16 protein-coding genes are annotated in these 15,655 nt (G+C 41.0%); all 16 read right to left on the bottom strand.

Going from position 1 to position 15,655, the window contains the following annotated elements:
* Positions 1 to 3 precede the first annotated feature (3 nt).
* Entirely contained in the window at positions 4 to 1,167 is a 1,164-nt protein-coding gene (locus tag G586_RS0104435) for an EpsG family protein (RefSeq protein WP_026526749.1), read from the bottom strand.
* Positions 1,164 to 1,979 (bottom strand): glycosyltransferase family A protein, encoded by an 816-nt coding sequence (locus G586_RS0104430; protein ID WP_026526748.1) that lies wholly within the window; start codon positions 1,977 to 1,979, stop codon positions 1,164 to 1,166. The genes G586_RS0104435 and G586_RS0104430 overlap by 4 nt, the downstream gene beginning before the upstream one ends.
* Position 1,980: 1 nt before the next feature.
* Positions 1,981 to 3,117 (bottom strand): hypothetical protein, encoded by a 1,137-nt coding sequence (locus G586_RS0104425; RefSeq protein ID WP_026526747.1) that lies wholly within the window; start codon positions 3,115 to 3,117, stop codon positions 1,981 to 1,983.
* A complete protein-coding gene (locus G586_RS0104420; protein WP_026526746.1) occupies positions 3,117 to 4,529 on the bottom strand; it encodes an exopolysaccharide biosynthesis polyprenyl glycosylphosphotransferase in 1,413 nt (470 codons plus the stop codon). Before G586_RS0104420 ends, G586_RS0104425 begins: the two co-directional genes overlap by 1 nt.
* A gap of 10 nt (positions 4,530 to 4,539) precedes the next feature.
* A complete protein-coding gene (locus G586_RS0104415) occupies positions 4,540 to 5,310 on the bottom strand; it encodes a glycosyltransferase family 2 protein (protein ID WP_026526745.1) in 771 nt (256 codons plus the stop codon).
* Positions 5,310 to 6,242, bottom strand: coding sequence for a glycosyltransferase family 2 protein (locus G586_RS0104410; protein WP_026526744.1), 933 nt, complete (start codon positions 6,240 to 6,242; stop codon positions 5,310 to 5,312). The genes G586_RS0104415 and G586_RS0104410 overlap by 1 nt, the downstream gene beginning before the upstream one ends.
* Before the next feature lie 2 nt (positions 6,243 to 6,244).
* Positions 6,245 to 7,186 (bottom strand): GDP-L-fucose synthase family protein, encoded by a 942-nt coding sequence (locus G586_RS0104405; protein ID WP_026526743.1) that lies wholly within the window; start codon positions 7,184 to 7,186, stop codon positions 6,245 to 6,247.
* A 70-nt stretch (positions 7,187 to 7,256) separates the two neighbouring features.
* Positions 7,257 to 9,047 (bottom strand): LIC_10190 family membrane protein, encoded by a 1,791-nt coding sequence (locus G586_RS0104400; protein WP_026526742.1) that lies wholly within the window; start codon positions 9,045 to 9,047, stop codon positions 7,257 to 7,259.
* Positions 9,048 to 9,063: 16 nt separating this feature from the next.
* Complete coding sequence (gene rfbD / locus G586_RS0104395) at positions 9,064 to 9,939, bottom strand: dTDP-4-dehydrorhamnose reductase (protein WP_026526741.1); 876 nt, start codon at positions 9,937 to 9,939, stop codon at positions 9,064 to 9,066.
* Between the two features lie 67 nt (positions 9,940 to 10,006).
* A complete protein-coding gene (locus G586_RS0104390; RefSeq protein WP_026526740.1) occupies positions 10,007 to 10,270 on the bottom strand; it encodes an HPr family phosphocarrier protein in 264 nt (87 codons plus the stop codon).
* A gap of 37 nt (positions 10,271 to 10,307) precedes the next feature.
* Positions 10,308 to 11,657, bottom strand: coding sequence for a phosphoglucosamine mutase (glmM, locus tag G586_RS0104385; protein ID WP_026526739.1), 1,350 nt, complete (start codon positions 11,655 to 11,657; stop codon positions 10,308 to 10,310).
* Positions 11,658 to 11,675: 18 nt separating this feature from the next.
* Positions 11,676 to 12,962, bottom strand: a complete 1,287-nt coding sequence (locus tag G586_RS0104380; RefSeq protein WP_026526738.1) for a CdaR family protein — start codon at positions 12,960 to 12,962, stop codon at positions 11,676 to 11,678.
* Positions 12,959 to 13,840 carry a diadenylate cyclase CdaA gene (gene cdaA / locus G586_RS0104375; protein WP_026526737.1) on the bottom strand — a complete coding sequence of 294 codons (882 nt, stop codon included), beginning with the start codon at positions 13,838 to 13,840 and terminating at the stop codon, positions 12,959 to 12,961. The genes G586_RS0104380 and cdaA overlap by 4 nt, the downstream gene beginning before the upstream one ends.
* A 5-nt stretch (positions 13,841 to 13,845) precedes the next feature.
* Positions 13,846 to 14,811, bottom strand: coding sequence for a hypothetical protein (locus tag G586_RS21735; RefSeq protein ID WP_051204519.1), 966 nt, complete (start codon positions 14,809 to 14,811; stop codon positions 13,846 to 13,848).
* A 5-nt stretch (positions 14,812 to 14,816) separates the two neighbouring features.
* The gene (locus tag G586_RS0104365) at positions 14,817 to 15,206 is read right to left on the bottom strand and encodes a hypothetical protein (RefSeq protein WP_026526736.1); all 390 of its coding nucleotides are present in this window, start codon (positions 15,204 to 15,206) and stop codon (positions 14,817 to 14,819) included.
* Positions 15,207 to 15,213: 7 nt separating this feature from the next.
* Positions 15,214 to 15,645, bottom strand: a complete 432-nt coding sequence (locus tag G586_RS0104360) for a flagellar protein (protein WP_035772486.1) — start codon at positions 15,643 to 15,645, stop codon at positions 15,214 to 15,216.
* Positions 15,646 to 15,655: the final 10 nt, after the last annotated feature.

The following is a 15,655-nucleotide window of genomic DNA, read 5'->3' as shown; positions in this document are numbered from 1 at the left end:
CTGTCAGCCGAAGCCTCTCTCAGAAAGTGTTGCGGGCAGCTCATGAAAAAAGAATGTCTCGTATGGAAGAATCCTTACTCCGTCACCTGCTGCACCTCTCATATATTTTGCAAAGTACAGTACGCAGCACATGATTGTTACTACCTGCATTACCCGTCCTGCCTTGTAGCGCTTATAATCCTCTTCCGTTAAGAGCCTTTGTAAAAGCGCAGGCACATATAAAATCTGTGTAACCGTGAAATAATAAGCTATTCTCGATATCGTTGGCAAAAATGAACAGAAAACATACATTAGAAGCGCTCCCAGATTCGCATAAAAATAGAAGCTCATTTTCTTTTCCCTGATGATATCCTTGCCAAGAACAAATGCCGCAAATGCAAGAACCGCCACGCACCTTATAATGCTTATTGCACTCGTGCCTCCCGATAGGTACTCCGTTCCCTCATATGAAGGATAAAGTCGCAGTGCAATTTTTAAATAAATATCCTTAAGAAAAATGCAGGAAAAGCATAGTATCGCAAGCACACCCTGCATCCATCTCTTCCATTTCATCGCAGCAAGAGGATATAGCACCAATACCACAAGCAATGATTTATGAAAAAGTGCACCACACAGAATCAATATAATAAATCTGGGCCAGTCTCTGTTTAAGCAAAAACGGATGGAATAAAGTGCCACCCCCATAGCCAGATAATATCTCACCGTACTGATAGACTGAAAATAATACCCTAAGAGCATGAACATCATGAAGCTCAGGAAAAAATCCTCTGTCTGCCTGTATATAGCCGCAAGAAAAAAGAACACTGTAGCCGCAGCAAATACGGCAAATACTGCCACATAGTTTTCAAAGCCCGATAGTGTATAAATCAACTTCGTAAGGTAATTAAAGCCCGGCTCAGTCGGTACTATGGCATTACTATAGGTTCTATGCATGAACTCCACATAATTACTGTAGTCATTACCGACATTCAGCCTGATGGCAGAAATCCCTGTCAAAAGCACAAATAGTGAGAAAAGTCCTATACCGTTTCTCACCTGTCTTCTGCTCACTCCTCGATATATGTAATTGTACTGTCCGCCACCGCGGATCTCAGCCTGCATATCTTTACTGACAATCCTGTATGCGATGGTAAGGGTAACTATCGTAAGTGTCAGATAAACGATCATAGTCCCTCATCCTCAAGCACACCCTGCCTGATTCCTTTTTTCATCAGCCTGTAACACTCCCACATGGGTATATCGCGGCACATAACCTTCCTCTTAACTATCACAAATCTCAGGCTCATGAGACCCGCCATTGCCCCATATAAAAAGTGATACAGAACACCTCTGTCAAAGAAAAACTTCTCATTATATCCGTTAAACCACGTTGAAGGTCTCTCAGACACCTCGTGGCCTATATCCACATTTGTCCTATATATCCTGATTCCCTTTTTCAGGCAGTCATGGAGAAATAGTGAATCTTCTCCGTTACTATACTTGGCACCGCCTCCAAAGAGAGTCGAAAACTTTACTCCTGACTTCTTTACCGCCTCTGTCCTTGCAATTATTGCATAAGCGGCATATCTTCCATAATTTTTCCAGGTAACCTGTCCAAAATCGGTATTATAATATGTTTCACGACCCGGAGCCGCTTTCACGTTAAACGTGATCATATCTGCCTCCGGATGCTCATCAAATTCCTTTTCAACAAGCTTTGTATAGCCATCATCAAGGACAATATCCTCGTCGATAAACTGCAAAAATTCGTGATCCGCATTATCCAGCCCAAGATTCCTTGAAGCGCCTACACCTCTCTCATTTCTGTCCAGAACGAGTATTGTGTTTTCGCTTCCGTCTTTTCCGGCTACCATCTTCTCATAATCTTTGTCCCTGTCACACTGATTGACTATAACAGCATCAGACTGGATATTCATTTTTTTAGGAAGCTCATCCGTATCCTGATTAACGGCAGCCACAAGCAATTGTATTCTCGACATATCAAAGTCCCAGGTATCTGTTTAAGAATTTCATGTCAGCATCAACAATAACTATGCCATACACTTTACATTTCAGCTTATTTAAAAGTGAAATCATATGCTCTGTCATTGCACCATTATGCTTTCCCATGCTCATAACAATTATTGCCCCGTCAACATGCGAAAGCTTCTCGCGGGAATCATTATCATTTCCCGGAAGCGGCATCTCGCAGAACACCGGCATATCATTTAAAAGCCCTTCTCCAATAACTTCCTTAAGTCTGTCTGATGCCTTAACAGCATTTTCCGCACCCTCTCTGTCATCTGCACTTATAAGTGCAAGCTTAAGAGGTGCTTTGAAATTTTCTTTAAATGTAAGAAGCAGCTCATTTCTGAAAAATGAAGGCTCTTTCTCATCTGCAGGGCTTAGAACCCCCAGAACCGGAAGCGAATATCTTCTCTCAACATCCTCCGGAACGTAAACCTCATCGTCCATTGATCTGATTAGAAGCAATGCAATCATGGAAAGAATAAATCCGACCACCGCGCCAAGTGCTACTGCAACCCCCATTCTGTCAGTCAAAACCTCGAGCTTTGTATCTGACCTGCCAAGGAGTTTTATCTCTGTAAAAGCGGTATCTTTCTTTCCATATGTTTTAAGCGCTTCATTGGCAGCATCGGCTATAGCACCCGAAAGCTCTTTATCAGGGTTTTTTACAGTAAAGATCATCACCCTTACATCAGAAGGGATATCAGCATTTATTGAAGCAATTACTTCATCTTTGGAAACATCCTTATAGCCTGCATTATCCAGGTTGTCCATGATACCGTTAAGAATATTGTAATCCGTATCATTTTCAATGATCCCGCCAAGGGTATTATCCTGCGTCTTTACAAGCAGATTCCATGTATACGCATTATAGGAGTCAACTACACTGCCCTTGTTTTCATCATAGGCAAAATAAATATATAGAGTGGATTCTGTCACATAATTCCTGGCAGGTGCATAAACACAAGTCACAAGAAAATATATAATTCCCGCTATAACTGCGCCTATTACCGCAGCAATCGGAAGTATCCATATTCTCTTTAAAATAGTCAGATAAAACGCTCTAAGATTAAGTATTTCGTTGTCGTAGTTTTCCCTTTTAGCAGCCACTATTTTTCACCCGAATTTTTAAGTGCCGTTGTCTGTGTCTCCTCCACTCCCTCTGTTGCATCCGGAGTGAAAAGTATTTTAAGTGTAAGCAGCATCAGTTTAAAATCAAGCCATACAGAATAGTTCTCAATATAAGCAAGATCAAGCTTTAGCTTGTCATAAGGTGTGGTGTTATATTTTCCGTAAACCTGAGCATAGCCTGCAAGACCCGCCTTAACCTTCATTCTGAAAGCAAACTCAGGCATTGTTTCCATATACTGTTCGATTATCTCAGGTCTCTCAGGTCTTGGACCTATAAAGGACATCTCTCCCTTTAAAATATTAAATAACTGCGGGAGTTCATCAATTCTGCAAGCTCTTATGAATTTACCAAAGGGCGTTATTCTTGAATCATTTTTGGTAGCAAGTCTTGCAACGCCATCCTTTTCCGCGTCAACTCTCATGCTCCTGAACTTCATGATCTTAAACTCTTTCTGATTCAACGTGCAGCGCACCTGTTTGTACAGTACCGGTCCGCCATCAGAAATCTTGATAATGATCGCAGTTATCACCATGATAGGTGATGTCAGGATTATCAGAATAAGAGAGCATATTATATCTATCATTCTCTTTATAGCTCTCTCTTCTACTTTTAAGTAATATTCGCGAAGAAGCAGGACAGGCGTATCAAAAAGATGCATCTGCGTTGATCCCTTAACAAGCACATCCGTGATCTTGGGCATCATATAAACTCTTATTGAATTGGAATAAAGAAATTTAAGAAGTTTATTCCTGTCCTTCGTTGGAATATCCCAAATAACTACAGCATCATATCGCTCAAGGCACTCTCTTTCAATGTTCATGAGACCTTCGCTGATATTCATGCACTTAACAATATTGTATTTATCCTGTCTTGAATTGAATTTTCTTAAGATATCATCAACGGGATATTCTCCACTGACAAGCAGCATCTGCCTTGCCGGGAAAATTGCACGATAAAGCCAGTTCGTAAAAACAGCCCATAGAAATGAAATAATAAGCTGTACTGCCAATATCTCCAAAATCGGATAGATTGGTATCAACCTGTTGCTCATAAGTGCTATTTGAAAATAAGAGATACCATTTACCATCAGAAGGGCAAATATCTGAGAAAGGAAAATATCCATAGCCTTCAGATAACCTATCTTTAGCCCCCCATAGGTATTTGAGAAAAAGAGCATTAAAACAAAATAGAGTATTATAACAAGAAGATGTCCACGGAAATAGAGATGCAATCCGGGGCCGATAAAATATCCGTCAGCATATCTTGGTGCATTTGCTATCGGATAGTAAACTTTAAACCAGAACCAACCATATATAAGGGTCTGCATTGCAAGTCCCATTAACCCCAGACATAATACAAATACTCTTTTTATAGATTCAATCTGTTTCATACAATTCCCTTTACAGCCTGCGAACAGTCGCACGGAAAGCCCATCCGACAAAATAGAACAAAGAAGCTATACGCGACAGGCCCGCAATTTTCCTATACAACCCCCAAATCCTTCTAATTGCCGAAAACTTATTTGATGAAAGTGATTTACCCGGTCTTCTGTATATTGCCAAAACCTCATCAAGGCCGTAGGCAATAGTACCCCCTTTAAGAATATTCCACCAGGTAGCAGTATCTTCACTTTCAATTCCAGGCATAAATATCTTATCCTTTGGAACCACATCCATATCTATCATTACTGTAGAAGTAAAAATGACAGTTCTTGAAAGTGCCTGCTTAAATGTCAATGTCTCGGGAACATACACTACTCTTCCAGTGGGATTTGCATTTTCGTCCCCGAATTCATAAGCAGTAAAAACAAATGCCGCTTTCTTTTCCTGCAAAAAGGCCAGCTCCTTTTCAAGCTTGTCCTTTATCCATATATCATCTGCGTCAAGAAAAGCCAGATACCTTCCTGTAGCAGCGCTTATGCCTGCATTCCTCGCAGCTGCAGCACCTGTGTTTGACGCTTTTTTTATAAGCTTTATCCTGTTGTCATCCTTCGCAGCTTTTTCAATAAGCTCCACACTATTATCGGTCGAGGCATCATCAACAAGTATCAGTTCAAAATTCTCGTAAGTCTGCTGCCTAACCATCTCAATGGTCTCTAATATAAAATTTCCTGCGTTATAAACAGGAACAACAATACTGATCCGGTTTCCAAGTCTGCGATCCTTTTCCATCAGAGCTCTTCCTTAACGATATAAATAGGTCTGCGCTTAACCTCAAGGTAAGTCTTGCTCAGATACTGGCCTACTATTCCCAGACAGAAAAGCTGCACTCCGCTAACCAGAGAAATAATGCAAACCAATGACGGCCAACCACTTGTGGGATCTCCGAATAATGTCTTCCTAATTATTGTAACGATAATCAGAATTATAGCGAGGAAACAAAATACCACACCCAGTATTGAGGCAAATGCCAGCGGAACCGTAGAAAATGCCATTATTCCGTCAAGCGCATACAAAAACAGCTTCCAAAATGACCACTTGGTTTCGCCTTTTTTTCGCTCAATGTTCTCAAACTCAAGCCATTTTGTGTTAAATCCAACCCATCCAAATATGCCCTTGGAAAAGCGATTGTACTCTTCCATGGAAAGAATGGCATCCACAAACTGTCTTGTCATAAGCCTGTAATCTCTTGCCCCGTCAACAATCTCTGTCTTGGACATTCTATTGATCAGGCTGTAAAATCTTCTGGCAAAGAAAGACCTGATAGGCGGTTCACCCTTTCTGGTGACTCTCCTTGTTGCAACCGAATCGTAGCCTTCATTTACAATATAGCCATACATCTCCGGAAGCATAGCAGGCGGATCCTGAAGATCGCAATCCAGCATAACCACATAATCTCCCTTGGATTTCTGAAGCCCAGCATAAATTGCTGCTTCTTTTCCAAAATTTCTCGAGAAATTAATAAGGTGAACTCTTTCATCTGTGCCGCGTAGCTTCTTCACTTCAGCTACCGTATTGTCCTTTGAGCCATCATTTACATATATGATCTCAAACTGAACATCATTCTCCTTAAAAAAGCCTTCAGTCTTCATGAGTTCATCATAGAAATCCTTGATATTTTCCTCTTCATTATAACAAGGCACAATTATGCTGATAAGCTTCATGATTATCTCTCCGCTCTCATTGGATTGTTAAGGAAGTCCTCGTACGCGAGTTTAATACCATCCTCAAGTTCTGTTTTATATGACCAGCCAAGTGCTGCTGCCTTTGATACATCAAGAAGCTTTCTGGGTGTTCCGTTAGGCTTAGTTGTATCCCACTCGATCTCACCTTCAAAGCCTACAACCTTTGCAACAATTCCAGCCAGCTCTTTGATTGTGAGTTCCTTACCTGTTCCTGCGTTAACAGTCTCATCACCACTGTAATTATTCATAAGGAATACGCAAAGATCAGCAAGATCATCTACATACATAAACTCACGAAGGGGTGAACCATCTCCCCAACATACAACCTTGCTTTCTCCGGCTTCCTTTGCCTCATGAAATTTCCTGATCATAGCAGGAAGAACATGTGAATGTGTCGGATGATAATTGTCATTGGGTCCGTACAGATTAGTCGGCATAACTGAAATATAATCTGTTCCATACTGCTTATTTAAAAACTCGCAGTATTTGAGTCCGGAAATCTTAGCAAGAGCATAAGCTTCATTAGTCTTCTCAAGTTCTCCTGTAAGAAGACAGCTCTCAGTCATAGGCTGCGGAGCCATCCTGGGATAAATACAGGAAGATCCGAGGAACTCAAGCTTCTTACAGCCATTCTTCCATGCCGCATGGATAACATTCATCTCCAAAATCATATTCTCATACATAAAATCAGCAAGAGCGCTCTGATTAGCCTCGATTCCTCCAACCTTTGCGGCCGCAAGAAAAACATACTCAGGCTTCTCTTTTTCAAAAAAATCTTCAACAGCATCCTGCCTGGTAAGATCAAGTTCTTTATGAGTACGGGTAATAATATTTGTATAACCCTGTTTTTCAAGCTCTCTAACTATTGCAGAGCCTACCATTCCGCGATGTCCTGCAACAAAAATCTTTGCATTCTTTTCCATTACGTGTTTCTCCAATCAAAAATCAAACTACAATACTCTATTTTACTATATAATAGACTTTTTTTCCATTTTAGCGGCCGGGAGGCAAAAATCCATCCTCAAAATTATCTCCCGCCATTGTAAAACCATCCGGATTCGGAGTGGATGGGAAAGCATCATATCCTGTCCTGTCACCTTCCGTTGGATAATAGATCACTTCATTACCCATGGTCATTGTTTCAACTTCATAGCTGTTGTAATTCTGCTGAGCCACAAGATACTCAGTCCTGAATCTTGGCACGTCATCTCGTACCAATACTCCAAATTTAAAGATCATAAAAGCCGCAAAAAGGCACACGCTAATTCTATAACCATATTCCTTAAGATTCTGGTCCAGTCTGTTATCCAGCACTATAAGGAAACGCCCTACCAAAATCACTGCCGGGAGCCAGATATAAATACAGCCATATCTAACAAGCGGCGCTGCCAAAACAAAATACAAAAGCGCAATATAAACAATGCCTTCAATGAACAGAAAATCCGAAAGCGATACAGATCTTCTGTGACTCATATGAAAGATTTTTTGTATTTTTTCACCAGTGCGTGACTCACCCTTTTTAGTGACAGTAGATACAATATAATAGACGATGCAGCCCACAAAAACTGGAAAGCATGCAAAATCCATAATAAGCATCATCTTATTAAACTTAGAGAGCGCTGAAAACCACATAGGGAACCATTCTCCAAAGGGAACCCCATACATAGCTACATCGGTAAACCCTCTTCCATATGCAGTTATTTCACGCGCATCACTTAAAGCAGTTTCAAAAGGTACCTTCCACCCAAAGCTAAACAAATCTACTCCGGTAAAAGGATATACTAGCCAGCCTGTAATTACCACGTTCCTTACAAAATAAGGAATCGAAATAAACAGACAGAAAATCACACACAAAACTATAGGCATAACGGCTGCCTTGCGCTGTCTTCTAATGATTCTGACAATCGGATAGATCGCAAGAAGAACAAGGGGCGCTGCCGACAATTTTATTGTAGTGACGTAAACCGCACATACTGCAAGAAGAGCATGCGGCAGAAACGCTCTCTCATGTGCAGCATATAGATCAAGCCAATGAATTATGATGTAAAGCACCAATGTTGCCATAAAATAATCAGATGCCGGAGATACCATCTCATCAAAAATCGTAAAAAGATAATATATCGCCAAGGCTCTGACAAAATCCGACAATACTGGCTGCTTTCTTGTTGCTATTTTCTTTAGGTCTGCACATTGCCATGCAAGGAGCAGCGCGCAATAGCCCGCCATGGTATGTAAGGATTTCCCTAAAAAAGCAAAACTATATAGAGCAGAAAGCGCAAATGATGCGCTATTATATCCCAGTCTTACATGCAGATTCCCAAGTCCTTTGACCATACCATATTCTTCTATCCATCGGATAGCCTGTGCATGATAAAGGTCTGTATCATAATGTATAAGCCCATGGGAAGTACCATAGGCCATCAAAAGGAAAATAAGCACATAAAGCCACAGGCTTCGTGAGCTGAGCATTCTTCCTATCCCTTCAGACAGACTTGCCACGATACCGTCCTTATACTCAAAGAACAGGAGGACACACGTAAATATCAGGAGAAGGTTAGCGGCTATAGAAACCTTTCCGATTATACTGAAAAACTCAGCATAAAGGTTCACTACCAATAATCCGGCAATCAGCGTACTCTCCCTATATTTGTAATTATAAGTGAGTTTCTTTTTGCCCTTGGATATGAACATATAACTGATTCCTGATATTCCCTGAAGAGTGGAAAAACCAATTATATATGTAGTTATCAGCACATAGATCCAATTAACTATTACAATAAGCATCTAAGCTTAATCCTTATCACAGAATGTCTTTCAAATATCTCTCAATAGCCTCATGCCAGTCAGCGAACATAAAGTCTGAAGTTAACTTGAACATATAATTCTCGAGAATAGAATAAGCCGGTCTGGGTGCAGCCTGCGGATTTTTAGCAGAGTATTCTGCACTTGTAACATGATTAACTCTGGTGCTCTTTCCGGCAAGTCTGAATATCTCTTCTGTAAAGTCTGCCCAGTTTGTATCTCCCTCACAGGTGCCATGGAAAAGACCATAATTCTCTGTTTCAAGGAGATAGTGAATTGCTTTAGCAAGCTCATAGGTGCTTGTGGGTGTACCGAGCTGATCGCATACAACACTGACTTCATCAAGCTTCTCAGAAAGGCCAAGCATTGTTTTTACGAAATTCTTGCCATCGCCATACAACCATGCAGTTCTGATGGTGAAATAATTCTTTGCAAATTTCTCAACAAACTGCTCACCTGCAAGCTTAGTGATACCATATTTACTTACAGGTCCTGTCTTATCAAACTCAGTGTAAGGTCTGTTACCGTCACCTGCAAAAACATAATCGGTAGAGATATGGACAAGCTTTGCATCTGTTTCTGTAGCAGCTATTGAAAGATTTCTGGGGCCGATCGCATTGATTTTATATGCAAGATCCACATCACTTTCCTGCGCATCTACTGCAGTATAGGCAGCACAGTTGATAATTGCATAGGGCTTAACTTCTCTCGCAAGTTTTACAACATCATCTACACTTGTTATATCAAGAGGAGTAATTCCTTCTCCCTGAAAAACATCGGTATTTACGAGTTCATATTCACCCGTACTTCCAATCTCAAGATTAACAGCTCTTCCAAGCTGTCCATTGCATCCGGTAACAATTATCTTTTTCATAATAATGATCCTTTCTTCACAACGAGCATACGGACGACATAAATGCCGTCCGTTATTGTTTCAATATTTATTCTCCGAGTCCGTTCTCGATAGCATCCACCAAAGCGTTCATCGCTTCTACCTCGTCCGGTCCCTCACATTTGAATTCAAGCTCATCTCCGCATTTTATACATGCGCCCAAAACACTGAGTACGCTCTTGGCATTGGCCGAATTCTCGCCATACATGAATGTTATGTGTGATTTATAATTCATGGCGACTTTACATAGATTTCCTGCAGGGCGAAGATGCAACCCCGTGGGATTTTTAATAATCACCTTTTTTGTTATCATAATAATTTCCTCTATCTAAAAGCCGTGCCCTAACAGGTTACAGCATTACATCCTGAATCAGTTCTGCAAGCTTCTTTGCTTCCGCGTCAATTACTTTCTGATCCTTACCCTCTATCATGACACGAACAAGCGGTTCTGTACCCGAAGGTCTGATCAGAACTCTTCCATCTCCGGCAAACTTTCTATCAAGTTCTTCAATTGCAGCCGCAATCTCAGGATATTCCATAAAATGATCCTTTTTATGAGTAGGAACGGTTGCATTACAAAGAGCCTGAGGCATAACCTCCATTATTGAAGAAAGCTCTGAGAGTTTCTTGCCTGTATCCTTCATAACCTTGAGAAGATGAAGTGCGGAAAGAAGACCATCTCCTGTAGTATTATCATCGAGGAATATGATATGTCCTGACTGCTCTCCTCCAAGATTAGCGCCAATTTCCTTCATGCGCTCCAAAACATATCTGTCTCCAACCTTGGTCTTTTCAATCTTGATTCCTTCGCGTTCCCCCATCTTGAAAAATCCAAGATTACTCATAACGGTAGCAACAATTGTATCGCCCTTAAGCTCACCGTTATCCTTCATATGCTTTCCGATGATAGCCATGATCTGATCACCATCGATAAACTTACCATTCTCATCAACAGCAAGGAATCTGTCAGCGTCACCATCAAAGGCAAGTCCGATATCTGCCTTCTCCTTGACAACACGTCCCATCAGCTCTTCCATATGTGTTGATCCACAATTGGCATTTATGTTGGTTCCGTCAGGACTTGTATGAATAGCAATTACCTGAGCACCTGTCTGCCTTATAGTCTCAACGGATGTATATGAGCTTGCACCTTCAGCGCAGTCCATAACGATTTTCATTCCATCAAGTCTTACATCAACACAGTTTAAGTTGTGATTAATATACTCTTCTCTTGCATCAGTGCGGTTCTTGATTCTTCCTACTCCTGCGCCTGTGGGCATCTTAACACCCTCGAGATTGTTTTTTATCAGCTCTTCAATCTCATCCTCCATAGAGTCAGGAAGCTTAAATCCATTACCGTCAAAGAACTTAATTCCATTGAATTCCATAGGATTATGTGAAGCAGAAATAACTACTCCTGCATCCACACGATATTTCTTTGTAAGATATGCAACTGCGGGTGTAGGAAGTATTCCAACATTAACCACATTAGCACCAACAGAGCATGCCCCTGCCATGAGTGCCGCAGCAAGCATATCTCCCGAAAGTCTCGTATCACATCCTACCATAATAGTAGGTCTGTGCTGATTCTCTTTAGAAAGTACATACGCACCTGCTTGTCCAAGCTGCATTGCAAGAACCGGTGTCAGCTCATCATTTGCTACTCCTCTGACCCCATCTGTTCCAAATAATCTTGCCATAAATTCCTCCAAAAATGATTATTCCTCTACTGTCTTTGTAAGCGTTACAGATACATCCACCGTATCCGAAGTTGTTACACCGCCCGGCAATGACAGCGATATGCTGGTGCGGTATGTTCCCGATACATCTGTGTTTACGTCAAAGAACTGCGCTATATCAACGACTCCGGTCACATCCCTCTCGTTAATAGCGTTAACGTTCTCAGCTAATCCATTTACTGCCAGAGCAAATGTAGATTCTTCTTCATCTATAACAGCCTCATATCCCTCAGGAACATTTATCAGTTCTACCTGACTATAAGGAATATTCAGCGTTTTCTCTGTCTTCTTATCGATATATGCAACAACTGTCGCAATACCATTGAAATCCTCATCGCCAAAGCTTACATTTCCGGGTAAATATGCGGAAAGATCAATGGTTATAGCCAAATCATCTGTGCGGCCTGTTATATCAAGCGCATCATCATCTACAGAGATAGAATCAATTTTATTGAGCACAGACATTCTACCTGCAAGCAGGACACTATCCGGGCTGGATTCAACCTTACCGGTTGCCACATATCCATCTGCCGGAACACCTGATACCTGATAGGTTATCGGAACTCTCTTAGTTGCAAGAATAGAAACACTCACACCTACAGATGTACTGCTCAGCTTGAGATTATCCTTCGAAATCTCTTCTCCGTCAGCATCGTAAAGATGTATTTCAGCATTAGTTCCAATGTTTGTGGTATAGCCTGTAACCTCAACATTAACAGATGCGCTCTTGACACTTTGAACTATCGATTCTGCACCTGTGATTCGTATCTGGTTCTGATCAGTAACAACATCACCTATTATATACCCATCAGTCAAGGTACCCGTCGTAGTAGCTGAAATTGCCAGTGTTTTAGAATCTCTTCCTTCAATATTCAGCTTTACGGAATCTATACTACTGGTAATACTCTGAATCTGATTGCTGTACTTATTCGTCGAGAGCTGAATAGCCACATAATACGTACCATCAATATTTGTCGTATTCTCAAGATCTGCAATAGCAACAACGTTATCACGGCTTAGCGAATCAACAATAGACCTTGGCGCGAAAACCGAGACAGTAGAAATAACATCGCTGTCCTCCAAAACCTGATACACCTGATTGTTATCCGTTATGCTGTTGGCATTTCTGAAAGTGACCGGCACATTGCTGAATCTCACAGAATCAACAGGATCACTTATGTTTGTAACCAGGAACCAAAGAAGTGCGGCAAATAGAAGCGAAGCAATCTTCAGCCCTAAGTTGGCAGTCAAGTTTAGCTTCTTCATTTCGCCTTTCCTTTCACTTTTTTGTTAGTCTTAATCTTTTTCTTTTTATCCTTTTTATCTTCAGTTGTCTTGTTCTGTATCTGTCTTAATCTCTCTCTGAGTCTCTCACTGTCAACCGCTCTCTCAAGCTCTCCCATATAGGCAACACTTATCTTACCGGTTTCCTCCGACACAATTATTGTGAGTGAATCTGTAACCTCTGACACACCCACACCTGCACGGTGTCTTGTTCCAAGCTCCTTACCAAGCTCCATATTGTCCGAAAGCGGCAGGTAGCACGTAGCTGATGTGATTCTGTCACCTCTGATTATTACAGCACCATCATGGAGTGGTGTATTGTGTTCAAAAATGTTTATCAAAAGCTGACTGGTAACAAGTCCGTCAATATCAATACCCGTTCTCTCATATTCACTTAGTGACGAGAGCTGCTCTATAACAATAAGCGCACCAGTCCTAACCTTCGCCATCTCAACGCAGGCTCTGATGATCTCATTGATGGTCTTATCTGAAAATCTGCCCTCTTCACTTGTGTCTGCAAAATTTAAGAGACCATGAAAGAAGTTTCTTCTTCCGATACCCTCAAGGGCCTTTCTAAGTTCAGGCTGGAGAATAACAACCATTGCAGTAACTGCAATTCCAAATACATTCTGAACTATCCAAAGAATAGTAGACATGTTGAATGCAGCTGCAATAACTATAAAGACAACAATAACTACGACCCCTTTTAAAAGGGACCATAGTCTTGTATTTTTGGCCCAAACCAGAATATGGTAGATCAGGAATGCTATAATAAGCATCTCAACAACATCAAGAGCCCTGACCGTCGGCATATGAAGGCTTGTCAGATTGTTTTCAAGAAAAAATCCGATCTGTTGCATTTAAATTACTCGCCTCTGTCTTTACCTCTGTAATCCCTGCCGGCATTAGATCCGCTTATCTTCTTAACCTTTGGTGCAGGGGTGGAAACCGTTACCTTCGGAACGGCTTTTACGTAATAATAATATTCATCATCTTCAAACTGAACCTTCTCAATCCTGGTGTAATCAAGATTGAAGGCAAAGAACTGAAGAACAAATAGCATCAATATAGCAATGATAGTCTGAACCACAACTCCGATAAAAGATAGTTCAGTCGTGTACATCATGTCACCGATAAGGAGACATATAATATTTGTAAGGGCACCGGCAATAATAGCTATTGTCCATGCATGATCAACTGACATACGTCTGATCAGATAAACAACCGCAAGAGTAATGGCAAATGCTGCAATAAATACCCACATGCGCTTATTTGACAAGAGCTCTGAAATAATAGTCTGAAACTGAGCTGCTGATTCCTCCATCTCAGCCCCTGCAAATGTAGTAGCATTGCTTGAAAAATAATTAACCAGAAAAGCCACTATGATTCCAAACGACATGGATACTATTGAAGCAGGTGTACCCATAAGACCGAGCGCTATAGGCATCACGTATGGAACACTTAAGTAAAAACACATAGGTGTCAGCATTACCGCAATCGTATCCTTAGGTGAAAACCTGAAATAGAGCAGAAACATCAATAGAAAAACTATAAGTGCAACAACCGCGCACAGAATAGACAGCTTATAGAGATGTGCCAAAATGAATCCGGCGGAAATGAACACCATGAAATTCTGAGGCATTATGGAGCACAGAAGCGCAGCCATAAGCAAAATGGGCATTTTCGTCAGATTTGTCTGATATCCGATCTTGTTTCCTATCATGGTAAACGCAATCAGTGAAAGCAAAAACTTCCAGACATATGTGATGTATAATTCATATTTTACATAAAAATTCTTAATATATTCCCGTAGTTCAAGTAAAGACGTCATTTTTCCTATTCCTTTTCATACATTCTGCCTAATTTCTTCAGGCAGGAATAATATGCTCTCATGTTCTTCCGCATTTTTCCGTATCGGATGGAATAAATGATGTATGAAATCACTGAATATACGGCTACAAGCACAATGTAATAAATCAAATACTTCCGGGCTGTTGCTGCGACATCTGTATTATATACATCCTGCAGCACATCAGAAAAATGATACATCACATAGGCAGCGACCAGTATCAGATATACCACGGTTGCGCTGATAATAGACTTCAACACCTGGAATCCGACATAGTCGCTGCGAAAGTACGAATTTATAGCGTTATTCTCTTTCCCCTCACGCTGCTCGTAAGCAGCCATCCTGGTCATCAGGATAACTCTCTCCTCGTTTAACATAAAATCCTCAAGTTTTAAGAAACTTCATTCCTGACTTTGAGTCAGATTTCTGAGCGGCCTGCTTCTTTGCAAGCTCAGCTGCAAGCGCCTGTTGACGCTGTTTAACGGTATCATTAAGCGCATTGGTCACAGTTGCCTTACACTTTGCACAAAGTCTTCCAGTGACAATTCGCGCACCACAATTTTCGCATGTAATCTGAATCGGAGAGTCCTCAGAGAACATAAGTCTCTCTTCAAGAATCCACTTCTTCAGCTGCTTGGCAGTTACATCGCAATCCTCTGAAATCTTTTTAAGGCCACTTCCGGGGTTATCCTGAATATACTTCTTAACCTCCTGGAATTTTTCCTCAATTTCTTTCTTGCACACATCGCATATTACATCGCCAGCAATGTAATTAAACATCTTACCACATCTTGTACAATTACGAATATTACTCATGATATCCTCC

It is taken from the genome of Butyrivibrio sp. VCD2006, assembly GCF_000423925.1.
GTDB lineage: Bacteria > Bacillota > Clostridia > Lachnospirales > Lachnospiraceae > Butyrivibrio.
The sequence above is the reverse complement of the archived record's forward strand: the minus strand, read 5'-3'. Positions and strand labels throughout refer to the sequence as shown.

Coding starts and splice junctions, on each gene's coding strand:
- G586_RS21735 (WP_051204519.1), bottom strand. CDS start 14,811: ATGACGTCTTTACTTGAACTACGGGAATATATTAAGAATTTTTATGTA.
- G586_RS0104420 (WP_026526746.1), bottom strand. CDS start 4,529: ATGAAACAGATTGAATCTATAAAAAGAGTATTTGTATTATGTCTGGGG.
- rfbD (WP_026526741.1), bottom strand. CDS start 9,939: ATGAAAAAGATAATTGTTACCGGATGCAATGGACAGCTTGGAAGAGCT.
- G586_RS0104360 (WP_035772486.1), bottom strand. CDS start 15,645: ATGAGTAATATTCGTAATTGTACAAGATGTGGTAAGATGTTTAATTAC.
- G586_RS0104380 (WP_026526738.1), bottom strand. CDS start 12,962: ATGAAGAAGCTAAACTTGACTGCCAACTTAGGGCTGAAGATTGCTTCG.
- G586_RS0104410 (WP_026526744.1), bottom strand. CDS start 6,242: ATGAAGCTTATCAGCATAATTGTGCCTTGTTATAATGAAGAGGAAAAT.
- G586_RS0104415 (WP_026526745.1), bottom strand. CDS start 5,310: ATGGAAAAGGATCGCAGACTTGGAAACCGGATCAGTATTGTTGTTCCT.
- G586_RS0104365 (WP_026526736.1), bottom strand. CDS start 15,206: ATGTTAAACGAGGAGAGAGTTATCCTGATGACCAGGATGGCTGCTTAC.
- G586_RS0104430 (WP_026526748.1), bottom strand. CDS start 1,979: ATGTCGAGAATACAATTGCTTGTGGCTGCCGTTAATCAGGATACGGAT.
- G586_RS0104435 (WP_026526749.1), bottom strand. CDS start 1,167: ATGATCGTTTATCTGACACTTACGATAGTTACCCTTACCATCGCATAC.
- G586_RS0104405 (WP_026526743.1), bottom strand. CDS start 7,186: ATGGAAAAGAATGCAAAGATTTTTGTTGCAGGACATCGCGGAATGGTA.
- glmM (WP_026526739.1), bottom strand. CDS start 11,657: ATGGCAAGATTATTTGGAACAGATGGGGTCAGAGGAGTAGCAAATGAT.
- cdaA (WP_026526737.1), bottom strand. CDS start 13,840: ATGCAACAGATCGGATTTTTTCTTGAAAACAATCTGACAAGCCTTCAT.
- G586_RS0104400 (WP_026526742.1), bottom strand. CDS start 9,047: ATGCTTATTGTAATAGTTAATTGGATCTATGTGCTGATAACTACATAT.
- G586_RS0104390 (WP_026526740.1), bottom strand. CDS start 10,270: ATGATAACAAAAAAGGTGATTATTAAAAATCCCACGGGGTTGCATCTT.